The organism is Hymenobacter glacialis, assembly GCF_001816165.1.
In the GTDB taxonomy this organism is placed as follows: domain Bacteria; phylum Bacteroidota; class Bacteroidia; order Cytophagales; family Hymenobacteraceae; genus Hymenobacter; species Hymenobacter glacialis.
Map to the genome: position 1 here is coordinate 115,756 of NZ_MDZC01000068.1, position 13,692 is coordinate 129,447.

Sequence of the window (13,692 nt, forward strand, 5' to 3'; positions counted from 1 at the left end):
AGAGGGCCTTACTCGCGTACTATCCGCCGCACGGCCGTCTGGCCCTGCGCGTCGCGCAGGTGCAGCACGTACACGCCGGGGGGCAGGGCGCTCAGGTCAAGCTCGGCATCGGCGGCCGGGCCCAGGCGCAGGGAGGTGCGGAGCACGGTGGCGCCCAGCACGTCCTTCACCTCAGTGGCATAGGGGCCGGCCGCGCGGGCATCGGGCAGGCGCAGGCGCACGCGGCCATCGGCCGTGGGATTGGGGAAGATACCGAGGGCGGGCAGGGCCTGGGCGGCACGGGCGGCCAGCGGCTGCACCCGCAACTGGTAGTCCTCCACTTCCGCGTTCAGCAGGTTCACGGAGCAGGGAGACGGCGTATTGGCGTTGGCCACGCTTAAAATGCGCATCCGGGTGTTCAGCGCGCTGGTCCGGGCGGGCAGCGCAATGCTGGCCGTGTAGGTGTTGGTGTTGTTGGGCGTCACGCCGGTAGCCACGAGTTCAGAAGAATCGAAGACCCCGTTTAGGTCGAAGTCAATCCAGACCGCCACGCGGTGGCTGATGGACAGGTTGGTGACCACGACCAGGCTGAGCACACTGCCCGAGTTCACAATAATGGGCGACCCGGTAAAGTCGGCGTAGCCCCCGGGGGCATTCGCAGTGTTATTCACAAAGGCCGGCAGCGCATTGGCCACCTGCACCGAAGTGGTGAATAGCGGGCTGGGCAGCGCCGTGCCGCCCGGCCCAATGCCGCCTGTGCCGTTGGAAGCGCAGTAGGTGAGGCAGGGCACGGTGATGACCACCGCATCGGGCCGGCTCGTGGCGTTGGTGCCAAAGGCATTGGTGGCCGTCAGGCTCACGGTGTAGGAGCCCGCGCCGGCGTAGGTGTGCGTGGGGTTCTGGACGGTGCTGGTGGTGCCATCGCCAAAATTCCAGAGCCAGGAAGTGGGCAGGTTCTGGCTGGCATCGGTGAATTGCACGGGGTTCACGCAGTTCCCGGGGCTGTAGTTGCTGGTGAAGTCGGCTATGGGCGGCCGCGTGTTGGCCAGGGCCACCACGGTGTAGTCTTCCACCTGGCCGTTGGCGGGGCTGGTGCACGGGCCGGGGTTGTTGCCCACGGCATCGGCCACCACGCGCAGGCGCAGGGGCTGGTTGAGCACCGTGTTCGCGGGCAGGCTCAGGCTAAAGGTGGCGCCGGGAGGGGGGGTGTTCAGGCGCTGAAACACCTGCTCGGCAGCCGTCAGCACGCCGTCGTTGTTGCTGTCCAGGAATAGCCGGATGTCGTGCGGATTGACCCCGCCCGTGGTGATGGTGACCGGGTAGGCCGCGCCCACAATTAGCTCGGTGCGCTGCAGGCAGGTGAAGTCCTCGTAGCCCGCGCTGCCATCTGCCGATGTGTTGTCGATGGTATTCAGCCGAACGCGGGTGATGCCGTAGTTGGCAAAGTAGTTCACGGTTTGGGGCGAGCAGCTGGCCGCCTTGGGCACGGCGCCGTTGTACAGGATGCTGGTGGCGGCGCTGGTGCTCGTGCCCGCCGCGTTGGTGGCGCGCAGCGTCACGGCGTAGGTGCCGGCGGCGGCGTAGCAGTGGCTGGGGTTTTGAGCGGTGCTGGTGGTGCCATCGCCAAACGTCCAGAGCCAGGCGGTGGGCAGGTTCTGGCTGGTATCGGTGAACTGCACGCAGCCGGTGCAGGTGGTGGTGCCGTTGGTGGTGAAGGCCGCCGTGGGGGCGCTGCTGTTGGCGGCCAGCGTCACGCTGTAGTCCTCGGTTTGGGAGTACTGCGGCGTGGAGCAGGGCGTGGGGATGGTGCCGTTGCTGAAATCGGCCGCCACGCGCATGCGCAGTCGCACGCCCACGGTGGCCGTGCCGGGTGGCACAATGCTGCCGGTGTGCAGGGTGGCATTATTGGAGCTGAAAGCCAGCTCGGTGGTGCCCGTGAATTGGCCATCGTTGTTGTAGTCTATCCACACCCGCACGTTTTCCGGGCTGTTGGCGCCCGTGCGAATGCTGATGGCGTAGCTCTGGCCCACTACCAGTGCCGCGTTGGTGCTGCAGCTCAGGTCCTGGTAGCCTTCGGCCTGGCCCACCGAGGTGCGGTTGATGAGGTTGTTGCCCAGCGTAACGTTGAGAATGCCCATGTTGAAGGCCGCGGCTTGCGCGTCGCTGGCTCGGCCCGGCGTGCAGGCCGCGGGTACAGGGCAGCTCCCGGTTTGGGCCTGCGCGGGTGCCCCGCCCGCCGCCAGCAACACCGCCACAACACCCGGTGCAAAGCGGGACCAGAAACGTAAAAATGGGGCCATACGGTATTCGAATTGTAAAGAATAGAATTCAGTGGCTAAATATAAGCACGGCAGGGGCTCGCTGGTGCCGGGATGGGCCGTTTGCCGGTTTTGTTTTCCGAATCGCTGAGCGGCTCTGCTTCTGCCAGGTTGGTTGAGCGTCTGGGCCTGGGCCGGCAGGACGCACGCGGAGCCCGGCGCACCTACAAAGCCATCAGCGGCCGTAATTTTGCCCGAACCCTTCTCATGCTGCTCACAGTTGCGGCGCGAAGCCACGGGTATTAAGCAGCCATGTCAACTTCCACAGTTCTTATTACAGGCGGCACGTCGGGCATTGGCCGGGCGTGCGCTCTGGCCTTTGGCCGAGCCGGCTACCAGGTAGCCTTCACCGGCCGCGACGAAGCCAAGCTGGCCGATACCGCGCAGGCGCTGGCCGCCGCCGGCATTGCGCACCTGGCCGTGCGAGCCGACGTGGGCGACGAAACCGCCGCCGAGCGCGCCATACAGGAAACCGTAACGCGGTTTGGCCGCCTCGATGTGCTCATCAATAACGCTGGCATCAGCATGCGCGCCCGCTTTCAGGACGCTGACCTGGACGTCATCAAGCGGCTCATGCAAACCAACTTCTTCGGCACGGTTTTCACCACCAAGTTTGCGTTGCCGCACCTGTTGGCCAGCAAGGGCAGCATCGTGGGCATCAGCAGCATTGCCGGCTACCGGGGCCTGCCGGGCCGCACCGGCTACTCGGCCTCCAAGTTTGCTATGAACGGCTTCCTCGAAGCCCTGCGCACCGAGCTGCTCGACCAGGGCGTGCACGTGCTCACGGCCGCGCCCGGCTTCACGGCCTCCAACATCCGCCAGATGGCATTAGCCGCCGATGGCGCCGCGCAAGGTGAGTCGCCGCGTGATGAAGGCACCATGATGAGCAGCGAAACCGTAGCCGACGAAATCCTGCGGGCGGTGCAGCAGCGCAAGCGCACGCTGGTGCTCACGGGCCAGGGCAAATTCACGGTTTTCATGAATAAATTGATGCCCGGCTTGATGGACAAGCTGGTGCTGAATCACTTTCGGAAAGAGGAGAAGGGGGTGTTGTAGGAAAGAAGAGAGTGTAAAATAGAACGTCATGCTGAGCTTGTCGAAGCATCTCTACCGCAGTAGTAATTCCTTACTTGCGCGGTAGAGATGCTTCGGCTGCGCTCAGCATGACGTTCTATTTGTCAGGTGCTCGGCCGGAGGGCGTCTTCTTACAGCGCCATCTTCTGCGCCAGCTTCACCGCCTCGTACATATCCACTACGCCACCAGTTATGGAGAGGGTGGAGAAGTCGACTTCCTTATCGGAGCCGGGCAGCTGCACTTTGGTGCGGTGCACCTGGGCCGACTGCATGATGATGCGCTTCAAATCAGCCGCAGTGAGCTTGGGGAAGTAGGCTTTGAGCACCGCCGCCACGCCGGCCGTGACGGGCGAGGCCATGCTGGTGCCGCTTTCGTTGCCAAACGTGCTGCCGGGCAGGGTGCTGAAAATGGCCACGCCGGGCGCGAACACGTCCACGGCTTTTTTGCTGTAGTTCGAGAAGTTGGCGGTGAGCTGAGAGTTGTCGCGCGGACCGGAAGCGCCCACGGTGAGCAGGTTCGGCACGGCGGTTTTGTCGATATAGAACGAGGCCGGGTAGTTGCCGGTCACGTCGAGGTTGGCGCCTTCGTTGCCGGCGGCGTGCACCAGCAGCACATTTTTGCCGGCCGCGTACTTAAAGGCGGCTTCCACCACCTCGCGCTGAGGCGAAAATTCCTTGCCAAAGCTCATGTTGATAATGTGCGCGCCGTTGTCCACGGCGTAGCGAATGGCGTTGGCAATGTCCTTGTCGCGCTCGTCACCGTCGGGCACGGCCCGCACCGTCATAATGCGCACCAGGTCGGGCGCGAGGCCCATCACGCCGAGGTTGTTGGCCCGCACCGCCCCGATGATGCCCGACACGTGGGTGCCGTGCATGGGGTCGGGGCCCTGAATGTCGTTGTTGCCGTAATAGCGCTCGGTCAGGTCGTTGGGGTTGTCCTTCACAATGTCGGCCCGCGGGTTAAAGTCCAGGTTTAACGAGTTCTCCAGCAGGCTGCGCTCCTGCTTGGCACCATCTTTCAGCTCCTTGAGCAGGGCGTCGGCGTCAGAGGCGCCGGTCTGGGTCATCATGTCCAGCATGCCTGCGATGGCGCGCTTCAGGTTGGGGTCGTCAGTTTTGGCGTTGCGCAGGGCGGTGGTGTCCAGCGTGGTAGTGCCCAGGGCCTGCTTCATGCCCGCTATCATCTGCGTGATGGGCTCGGTCATGCCCTCCAGCTGCTGGCTGCGCTCGGTTTCGTCCTTCACGCGTCTGGTGTAGGCCTTTTCGGCTTTCTGATAGAGCGCAAAATCCGCTTTTTCAGCGGGCTTCACAGTAGCGGCGGTTTTGCCTTTGAAGCGCTGGCGGCCGGCGGCCACGATGCGCGTCATTTCCAGGGTTTCGGCGTTCACGTTGCGGCCGTCGGTGCCGCCCAGGAAGTTCCAGCCGTGCACGTCGTCGATGTAGCCGTTCTTGTCGTCGTCGATGCCGTTGCCGGGTATTTCCCGGACATTCCGCCACAGCACGGACTTGAGGTCGACGTGCGCCGTGTCGATGCCCGAGTCGATAACGGCCACGATTACGGGCTGGGGCGTGAGGTTTTTCAGCAGCTCGCCGTAGGTGCGGGTGGCGGCTACGCCGGGCACCTTGTCCAGCCGCGGGTCTTTCAAATACCACTGCGAGGAGCTGAGGTCGCCCACCGGAGCCGGTTTGGGCGGCGTCGACATTACCCCCGGCGTGGTGGCCACCGCCGGCGCAGGAACCGGGGTGCTAATGGTAGTAGAGCCCGCGGCCGTGCTGGCCTGGGGGCGGCGGGCACACGAAGAAAGAAGCGTAGCGGCCAGCAACACCGGCAGCGACACGCGAGAAAGGTATAGCGTCATAAATCGGGAAAAGGCCGCGTAAAAGCAGCCAGGGTAAGTGGTAAAACCAAACTATCCGCAAATGAAGTTCAGTGCAGCTAAAAACGCGCATCCTAAGAGGATGTTGCGCGCCGCCCACCGGCCCGACTGGTTAAAGTTTCCGACCGGATGCAATAAGAACAGCACCCTTGGCTCAAACCCACCTTCCCCGCACCAGCGCCGGGTCAACCATGCCGAGCGATTCAACAACAAAATCTGATACCGCCTCCGGCAGCCCCAACACCTTTCTGCCCAGCGACAGGTCGCAAAGAGTGCCCTTGCGCAAGTTAGCGTAGTCCCGGTACGAGGAATAGGGCCAGTCGGCCAGCTCACCCGCCAACCCCGCCCGAACTGGGTTTTGGTGCATATACTGGAAGCAGAGCAGTGGGTACGCTGCCTCACAAAATGGACTGTCGAGCTGCTTGCCCTTGGTTTTGGGTTGAAACAAAGCGCCTCGCCGGCCCAACTGCTGGTTCAGCCCCTGGCTGTAGGCACTGAGCAGCTTGGCGATTCCGCGCACCATTGGCTGCCGCACGCTGCTAGTGGTTTCGTCCGCTGCGGTGCCCTCAGCTGTTGTGAGCAGTATAAAATGGAAATGGTTCGGCATCAAACAATACGCCACCACGTGAACAAACGGCGCCATATGCTGCCGAAAAAGCCGCAAAAAATGATGGTAGTGCGCCGGCTCAAAAAACAGTTGCTCTCCGTTATTACCCCGATTGTAGACATGGTAAAGCGAATCAGATTCGTAGTGCATACCGAGGGCTAAACCGCCCGGTCCGACCGCCCTAGGCGGTCCGACCGGTTGAAGTAAGAGGAAGCAAGATAGATACCCGACGAAATATAGCCAATTTCCAAACCAGCCCCCCTCCGGTCATCCGTCAGCCAGCCGGCCCCCCGTCGTTCTACCTGCAACCGGTCGGCCCGCCTAGGGCGGTCGGACCGGGCAGGCGTTAACTTCACGGCTCCAAAACCGGTTTCTCCCGCATGATTCGTTCACTCCGCCCGCTCGTCGCGGCCCTGCTACTGCTCACTGTTAACGGCTCCCTGTTAACTGACCTTAAGGCGCAAACGCCCAAAACCTACTCGTCTTCCGAAATCCTGCTGGGCCTCAAAAAGCTCAACGTCCTCGGCTCGGTGCTCTACATCGCCGCCCACCCCGACGACGAAAATACCCGCCTCATTGCCTACCTGGCCAATGAGCGCCTGCTCGAAACCGGCTACCTGAGCTGCACCCGCGGCGACGGCGGCCAGAACCTCGTCGGCCCCGAGCTGCGCGAGGGCCTGGGCGTGATTCGCACGCAGGAGCTGCTGGCGGCACGGCGCACCGACGGCGGCCGGCAGTTCTTCACCCGCGCCAACGACTTCGGCTTCTCGAAAACGCCGGAGGAAACCTTCCGCATCTGGGATAAGGAGCAGGTGCTGGCCGACATGGTGTGGGTTATCCGCCAGCGCCGGCCCGACGTGCTCATCACCCGTTTCCCCACCGATGGCCGCGGCGGCCACGGCCACCACACCGCCAGCGCCATCCTCGCCGCCGAAGCCTTCGACGCGGCCGGCGACCCCAAGCGCTTCCCCGAGCAGCTCCAATACGTGCAGGCCTGGCAACCCAAGCGCCTGTTCTGGAACTCCGGCAGCTTCTTCGTGAAGCCCGGCGACAAGATGGACGGCTTCCTCAAGCTCGACGCCGGCGGCTACAACCCCCTGCTGGGCCAGAGCTACGGCGAAATCGCGGCCCGCAGCCGCAGCAACCACCGCAGCCAGGGCTTCGGCTCGGCCGCCCAGCGGGGCGAGGCGCTGGAGTATTTCCAGCAACTGAAAGGCGACAAGGCCACCAAAGACCTGTTCGAAGGCGTGGACCAGACCTGGAACCGGGTGCCCGGCGGCGCGGCCGTGGGCAAGCTAATCGAGGAGGTAATTCGCAAGTATGACGCGAGCAACCCCAGTGCCAGCGTGGCGGGGCTGCTGAAGGTGCGGGAATATCTTTCTAAAAACGCTTTTCCCTCCGCTGATGGAATGGTTTGGAAAAGTCAGAAGGCTTCTGAACTGGATGAAATGATTAAACAGTGCTTGGGCTTGCGATTGGATGCTACCGCGCTACAATCTTCTGTAGTGGGTGACCAAAGAGTCAAGGTTGCTTTGGAAGCAATTAATCGGTCAAACTATTTGATTGAATTACGGAAAATTAACTTCGATGGGAGGGCTGGCAATGATTCAATCTTAAATCGGCAATTGGTCTCAGGCAAACCAGTAATTCTGAATCTGCAATCGTGCTGCGAACCGAATACGCCCAATGCCAGCACCTATAACAAGTCAATTACAGCCCCATATTGGTTGACTGAACTAGGAACGATTGGTATGTATTCCGTTCCTAGCCAGCTTCAGCGTGGTCAGGCTGAAAATCAGCCAGCTACTACGCTCGTTTGCACAATCAAATTGAATTCGCTGGATAAAAACACCGCTGGCAAGGGTTCGAAAGGTGAACTTAGTGCAGCAACTGAATTCCAATTTCTTGTACCCGTGCTATACAAGCACACCGACCCGGTGCTGGGCGAGCTGTACCAGCCGCTGGCCGTGGTGCCGCCCGTGGCCGTGAACCTGCCAGCCGCCCGCGCCTACGTTTTCGCCGATGCCCAGCCCAAGACCGTGCCCGTGACCCTCAAGGCCGGCCGTGCGGGCGTGGCCGGCACGCTGGCCCTCACCCTGCCCCCCGGCTGGACCAGCACCCCCGCCCGCCAGTCCTTCGCCCTCGCCACCAAAGACGCCGAGCAAACCGTGGAGTTCCGCGTGCAGCCCGGTCCCGGCGCCGCCCCCGGCAAAGCCGAGCTGCGCGCCGTGGCCACCGTCGACGGCCAGGCCTACAGCCGCGGCATCCAGCAAATCATCTACCCCCACATCCCCACCCAAACGCTGTTTCCCGAAGCCGTGGCCCCGCTCGTGAAGCTGGAGTTGAAGCGCCGCGGCCAGAACGTGGCCTACCTCATGGGTGCCGGCGACGAAGTGCCCGACGCCCTGCGCCAAATCGGCTACAACGTGACCCTGCTCGAACCCCAGGACCTCACCGCGCCCAACCTCAAGCAATACGATGCCCTGGTGGTGGGCGTGCGCGCCTACAATACCATCGACCGCCTCAAAACCCAGCAGCCCGAAATCCTCAAGTACATCGAGCAGGGCGGCAACGTGGTGGTGCAGTACGTGGTGGCCCGCGGCACGGTGATGCCCGAAATCGGCCCGTACGCCCTGAAGCTAAGCAGCGACCGGGTGACCGTGGAAGACGCCCCCGTCACGCTCTCAAAACACCCGCTCCTGGCCGCCCCCAATAAAATCACCGCGCAGGACTTCACCGGCTGGGTGCAGGAGCAGGGCCTGTACTACCCCAGCTCCTGGGACCCCAAGTACCAAACCGTCATCAGCAGCAGCGACCCCGGCGAGAAGGCCAAGGAAAGCGCCATCCTGGTGGCCGACTACGGCAAGGGCCACTACATCTACACGGGCCTTTCGCTGTTTCGCGAGCTGCCCGCGGGCGTGCCCGGCGCGTTCCGCCTTATTACGAACATGATTTCCTATGGGAAGGAGCCCGCGCAGTAGCAGCGGCTAACAGAACGTCATGCCGAGCGGAGCCGAGGCATCTCGCGTGCAGCAGTAATCAAAACCGAAAAACGATTGCTTTGCTGCCCCGCGCGAGATGCCTCGGCTCCGCTCGGCATGACGTTCTTTTGTAGGTAAAATCATCATCACCCACATCTGCACCTACTCGGCTCCCCCTCCCCACCGGGGAGGGGGGCGGGGGGTGGGGTACGCACATGCTCACAGTAGAAAAAATCGGCGGCACTTCCATGACCGCCTTCGCCGATGTCCTCCAGAACATCATCTTCCACAACCGCCAGGGCCAGGAGCTATACAACCGCATTTTCGTGGTCTCCGCTTACGCCAACGTCACCAACTGGCTACTCGAAAACAAGAAAACCGGCGCCCCCGGCGTTTACCACCGCATCACCCAAGGCCAGGAATTTGCGGCGGCGCTGCAGGAAGTGGCGAGTAAACTCCAAGAGTTGAACAAAGACTACGAGCCGCTGGGCCTCGACCTGTCCGTGGCCGATGCCTTCATCCAGCAGCGCATCGACCAGGCCCAGACCTACCTCGAAAGCCTCACCAACGTGCTGGCCTCGGGCTACGTGAACAGCACCAACATCCTGCAGGCCGCCCGCGAAATCCTGGCCTCGATAGGGGAGGCCCATTCGGCGTTCAACTCCGTGAATATCCTGCAAAACCGGGGCGTAAACGCCACGTTAATCGACCTCAGCGGCTTTGAGGATGCGCGGGCCCTGACCATTGACGAGCGAATTGAGCAGGCTTTCGCGGGCATCGATTTCGCCACTACCATCTGCGTGGCCACCGGCTACACCAAGGGCACCGAGGGCATTATGCGGGAGTTCGACCGCGGCTATTCGGAGGTCACCTTCAGCAAAATTGCCGTGGCGGTGCGGCCGGGCGAGGCCATCATTCACAAAGAATACCACCTTTGCTCCGCCGACCCCAACCTGGTGGGTCTGGAGAAGTGCCGCCCGGTGGGCTTCACCAACTACGACGTGGCCGACCAGCTCGCCGACGTGGGCATGGAGGCCATCCACCCCAAAGCCTCGAAGCCGCTGGAGATAAACGCCATCGACCTGCGCATCAAAAACACCTTCGAGCCCGAGCACCCCGGCACGCTCATCACCCGCGACTTCGTGTCGCCCCGCAAGCACATCGAAGTCATCACCGGCACCGACAAAGTGGTGCTCATCGACATTCACGACCCGCTGATGGTGGGCACCGCCGGCTTCGACCTGCACCTCATGCAGGTGTTTTTTGACCTCGATGTGAGCTACATTTTCAAGGCCACCAGCGCCAACAGCATCACCCTGCTCATCTGGCAGAAAGACCTGCACCCCCCGCTGCTGGAAGCCCTGAACGCCAAATACGAAAAAGTCACCATCGAAGAAGCCGCCCTGGTCTGCCTCATCGGCTCCAATATCGACGAGCCCGGCCTGCTGGCCCGCGCCGCCGGCGCCCTCGCCGAGGCCGGCATCAACATCCGTAGCGCCGGCTTCGCGTTGCGCAAAGTGAACATTCAGTTCATCGTAGGCCGCGAAGAGTACCAGCCCGCCATCGTGGCGCTGAACGCGGCGCTAGGCATGTAAAGAAGCAGTAAGCTCCACTTTCTGTCATGCTGAGCTTGCGAAGCATCTTGGCGCCGCCGAACGATTTGTTCCAGCTTGAGAAGGTCCTTCGCTCTGCTCAGGATGACAGACGAGGCGGTAGAAGGGCAATCAGCGTGAAGCCCTTACTATAACTTGAAATTCACTCCAGTTCCTTACATCAAGCCACTGCTGCTGCCATGACGCTTCGCCAGTTTCTAGCCTTCACGGCGGTGTCGCTGCCGGCTTGCGTGCTGCTCATTCTGTTTCTTGACCAGCCGCTGGCGTTTTTCTTTCATCGATACCTGGCCGGCGCTGTCCCTTTTTTTATAGCCTACACCAACCTGGTCGATGCTGGCTATGATGCCGTGGTGCGAATTCAGCTTTTCGGGTTTCCCGCCTTGTGGGTGCTGTTGTTGCTGGGGTTTGGGGTGGGGCGCTGGGGGCTGCGGCAGCGCTGGGCCACGGTGTTGCTAATCGTGCTGCTCACCCACATTGCTAGCCAAGTCAGCGCCAATTTGCTAAAAGGGGTGGTGCACCGTCTGCGGCCCGACGTGCTTTTTACCACCGGCTATTCCGGTACCGGTCTCTGGGCAGCCGGCCCGTATAACGACTCGTTTCCTTCCAGTCACGTGGCCGTTTATTTCAGTCTGTTTATGCCATTGGCCGTGGCTTTTCCCAGGTGGCGGGTGCCGCTGCTGGTGCTGCCCGCGCTGATTTTAGTAGGACGGCTGGTGCTGGGAATGCACTACCTCTCGGACGTCTGGTTTTCGGTGTGGCTGGTCGTTGCGTTCACCTTCCTGTTTGGCCTGCTGGGGCCCACCCGCGCGGCTAGTGCCGAAACGGCGCCCATTGATGCGGTGAACGCCGCTGAGTAGCCCCACCGCACGCCCCCTGCAGCAGTACTCGCCGCGAATTGGCAGTCTGCGGTACTGCTGCTACCTTCGTCGCGGCCGCGCGTGGTGGTTCATAGGCTTCATTCTGCATGAGAAAACCTGTTTACTGCTCCGCCGCCGTTGCGCTGCTGGGCCTGCTGCTGGCCACGGGCGCCACCGCCCAAACCCTGCCCGCCCCGGTGGCCGTCACCGATGCCGCCGCCGCCGCCCGCGCCGTGGCCGATACCGCCTACATTCACGAGCGCTACGTGAAGACGGAATATCAGATACCGATGCGCGACGGCACCAAGCTCTACACCATTGTGTACGCGCCCAAGGATGCCGACCAAGTGCGCTACCCCATCATGCTCAACCGCACGCCCTATTCCGTTGGGCCGTACGGGCCGGCCGGTTCAAAACCAACATCAGCCCCAGCAGCACCATGCTGCACGAGGGCTACATCTTCGCGTTTCAGGACGTGCGCGGGCGCTACATGTCCGAAGGCCAGTTCGTGGACATGCGGCCGCAGAAGGTGAAGTACGCTAGCAAAACCGACTTCGACGAGAGCACCGACACCTTCGATACCATTGAGTATCTGGTGAAGAAAGGGCCCAAAAATAACGGCCGCGTGGGCCAGTGGGGCATTTCCTACCCCGGCTTCTACACCTCCACCGGCCTGCTCAGCGGCCACCCGGCTCTGAAAGCCGCCTCGCCCCAGGCGCCTATCGCCGACTGGTTTTGGGACGATTTCCACCACAACGGCGCGTTTTTCCTGCCCCACGCCTTCAACTTCATGGCCAGCTTCGGCCTGCCGCGCCCCCAGCCCACGGCCGCTAAAAACCCGGCCTTTCAGCACGGCACCCCCGATGGCTACGACTTTTTCCTGCGCATGGGCTCGTTGAAAAACGCCGATGCCAACTACTACAAAGGCCAGGTGGGCTTCTGGAATGAGCTGACCCAGCACCCCAACTACGACGCCTTCTGGGAAGCCCGCAACCTGCGGCCGCGCCTCAAAAACATCAAAGCCGCCGTGCTCACCGTGGGCGGTTTCAACGACGCCGAAGACCTGTTTGGCGCCCTGAAAACCTACGAGAGCATCGAAAAGCAGAACCCCCGCATTGCCAACCGCCTCGTGATGGGCCCCTGGATACACGGCGGCTGGGCCCGCGGCACCGGCGAGATGCTCGGCAACGTGGCCTACGGCCCCTCGCCGTCCTACTGGTACCAGGAAAACGTGGAAGCCCCCTTCTTTAAATCCTACCTCAAAGACCCCAAGCCCACCGCCGCCGCCAAGCTGGCCGAGGCCTACGTTTTTGAGAGCGGCACCAACCAGTGGCGCACCTTCGATGCCTGGCCGCCCAAAGCCGCGCAGGACCGCACCATGTACTTCCAGCCCAACGGCAAAATCAGCTTCGAGCAGCCCGCCAGCGGCTCCGAGTTCGACCAGTTTCTGAGCGACCCGGCCCACCCCGTGCCCTTCACCGAAACCACCACCGTGGGCATGTCGCGCGAGTACATGACCGACGACCAGCGCTTCGCCAGCCGCCGCCCCGACGTGCTCACCTACCAGACCGACGTGCTCACCGACGACCTCACCCTGGCCGGCCCCATCCAGGCGCTGCTGCAAGTGGCCACCACCGGCTCCGACGCCGACTGGGTGGTGAAAATCATCGACGTGTACCCCAACGACACCCCCGACAACCCCCGCACCAAGCCCGGCGTGCGCCTCGGCGGCTACCAGCAAATGGTGCGTTCCGAGGTGATGCGTGGCCGTTTCCGCAACAGCTTCGCCAAGCCCGAGCCGTTTACGCCCGGCCAGGTCACGCCCGTGCCCTTCACCGTGCAGGACCTCATGCACACCTTCAAGAAAGGCCACCGCCTCATGGTGCAGGTGCAAAGCACCTGGTTCCCCCTCGTCGACCGCAACCCCCAGAAGTACATCGACAACATCTACCAGGCCGAGGAAAATGACTTTCAAATAGCCACGCACCGCCTGTACCATTCGCCCGCCAGCGCCTCCAAGCTGGTGGTAAAGGTGCTGTAGACAGAGCTGGCAACGCCTTTTTTGGAGGCTAGCAGAACGTCATGCGCATCTGGCGTCCGCGCAGCCGGAGCATCTCTACCGCGCTTTAAGTCATGCTGACGAAGGAAGCATCTTATCAGGTCAGAACAAATCGTTCTGCGATGAGAAGGTCCTTCGCAAGCTCAGGATGACAAGAGGCGCGGTGGAAATGCTCCGGCTACGCGGACACCAGATGCGCATGACGTCTTTTTATGGGGTTTGATTTGGGATGTAGGACATTGTAAGGGAAACGCAACATGAAGCAGTAATGCCACTTTTAACCGCAGCAATTAAAAGCGCTACCATAAGCGCGTATTATAATTGTTA

The 13,692-nt window shown here is 62.1% G+C and carries 9 protein-coding genes; 6 read left to right on the forward strand and 3 right to left on the reverse strand.

Going from position 1 to position 13,692, the window contains the following annotated elements; genetic code table 11:
• Positions 1 to 8 precede the first annotated feature (8 nt).
• Positions 9 to 2,279 (reverse strand): GEVED domain-containing protein, encoded by a 2,271-nt coding sequence (locus BEN48_RS20105; protein WP_083320974.1) that lies wholly within the window; start codon positions 2,277 to 2,279, stop codon positions 9 to 11.
• A gap of 270 nt (positions 2,280 to 2,549) precedes the next feature.
• Here BEN48_RS20105 and BEN48_RS10805 point away from each other — a divergent pair, with 270 nt between their 5' ends.
• The gene (locus BEN48_RS10805) at positions 2,550 to 3,353 is read left to right on the forward strand and encodes an SDR family oxidoreductase (RefSeq protein ID WP_070734757.1); all 804 of its coding nucleotides are present in this window, start codon (positions 2,550 to 2,552) and stop codon (positions 3,351 to 3,353) included.
• A gap of 149 nt (positions 3,354 to 3,502) precedes the next feature.
• On the opposite strand, the gene BEN48_RS10810 is transcribed toward BEN48_RS10805, so the two are convergent.
• Together BEN48_RS10810 and BEN48_RS10815 are read right to left on the reverse strand one after the other, a co-directional pair.
• Complete coding sequence (locus tag BEN48_RS10810; RefSeq protein WP_241502242.1) at positions 3,503 to 5,230, reverse strand: S8 family peptidase; 1,728 nt, start codon at positions 5,228 to 5,230, stop codon at positions 3,503 to 3,505.
• A gap of 172 nt (positions 5,231 to 5,402) precedes the next feature.
• Complete coding sequence (locus BEN48_RS10815; RefSeq protein ID WP_070734759.1) at positions 5,403 to 6,005, reverse strand: hypothetical protein; 603 nt, start codon at positions 6,003 to 6,005, stop codon at positions 5,403 to 5,405.
• A 230-nt stretch (positions 6,006 to 6,235) separates the two neighbouring features.
• On the opposite strand from BEN48_RS10815, the gene BEN48_RS10820 reads away from it, so the two are divergent.
• From BEN48_RS10820 to BEN48_RS10835, 5 genes are all read left to right on the forward strand, one after another.
• Positions 6,236 to 8,836 carry a PIG-L family deacetylase gene (locus tag BEN48_RS10820; protein ID WP_070734760.1) on the forward strand — a complete coding sequence of 867 codons (2,601 nt, stop codon included), beginning with the start codon at positions 6,236 to 6,238 and terminating at the stop codon, positions 8,834 to 8,836.
• Between the two features lie 215 nt (positions 8,837 to 9,051).
• Positions 9,052 to 10,431, forward strand: coding sequence for an aspartate kinase (locus BEN48_RS10825; RefSeq protein ID WP_070734762.1), 1,380 nt, complete (start codon positions 9,052 to 9,054; stop codon positions 10,429 to 10,431).
• A 197-nt stretch (positions 10,432 to 10,628) separates the two neighbouring features.
• Entirely contained in the window at positions 10,629 to 11,306 is a 678-nt protein-coding gene (locus BEN48_RS10830; RefSeq protein WP_070734764.1) for a phosphatase PAP2 family protein, read from the forward strand.
• 107 nt (positions 11,307 to 11,413) lie between these two features.
• Positions 11,414 to 11,839 (forward strand): hypothetical protein, encoded by a 426-nt coding sequence (locus BEN48_RS19775; protein WP_241502243.1) that lies wholly within the window; start codon positions 11,414 to 11,416, stop codon positions 11,837 to 11,839.
• A complete protein-coding gene (locus tag BEN48_RS10835) occupies positions 11,746 to 13,347 on the forward strand; it encodes a CocE/NonD family hydrolase (protein ID WP_070734766.1) in 1,602 nt (533 codons plus the stop codon). The genes BEN48_RS19775 and BEN48_RS10835 overlap by 94 nt, the downstream gene beginning before the upstream one ends.
• The last annotated feature ends 345 nt before the right edge of the window (positions 13,348 to 13,692 follow it).

What these genes read in the sequence shown, in the direction of transcription:
- BEN48_RS10835 (WP_070734766.1), top strand. Translation starts at nt 11,746, where the DNA reads ATGCTGCACGAGGGCTACATCTTCGCGTTTCAGGACGTGCGCGGGCGC.
- BEN48_RS10830 (WP_070734764.1), top strand. Translation starts at nt 10,629, where the DNA reads ATGACGCTTCGCCAGTTTCTAGCCTTCACGGCGGTGTCGCTGCCGGCT.
- BEN48_RS10825 (WP_070734762.1), top strand. Translation starts at nt 9,052, where the DNA reads ATGCTCACAGTAGAAAAAATCGGCGGCACTTCCATGACCGCCTTCGCC.
- BEN48_RS20105 (WP_083320974.1), bottom strand. Translation starts at nt 2,279, where the DNA reads ATGGCCCCATTTTTACGTTTCTGGTCCCGCTTTGCACCGGGTGTTGTG.
- BEN48_RS10810 (WP_241502242.1), bottom strand. Translation starts at nt 5,230, where the DNA reads ATGACGCTATACCTTTCTCGCGTGTCGCTGCCGGTGTTGCTGGCCGCT.
- BEN48_RS19775 (WP_241502243.1), top strand. Translation starts at nt 11,414, where the DNA reads ATGAGAAAACCTGTTTACTGCTCCGCCGCCGTTGCGCTGCTGGGCCTG.
- BEN48_RS10805 (WP_070734757.1), top strand. Translation starts at nt 2,550, where the DNA reads ATGTCAACTTCCACAGTTCTTATTACAGGCGGCACGTCGGGCATTGGC.
- BEN48_RS10820 (WP_070734760.1), top strand. Translation starts at nt 6,236, where the DNA reads ATGATTCGTTCACTCCGCCCGCTCGTCGCGGCCCTGCTACTGCTCACT.
- BEN48_RS10815 (WP_070734759.1), bottom strand. Translation starts at nt 6,005, where the DNA reads ATGCACTACGAATCTGATTCGCTTTACCATGTCTACAATCGGGGTAAT.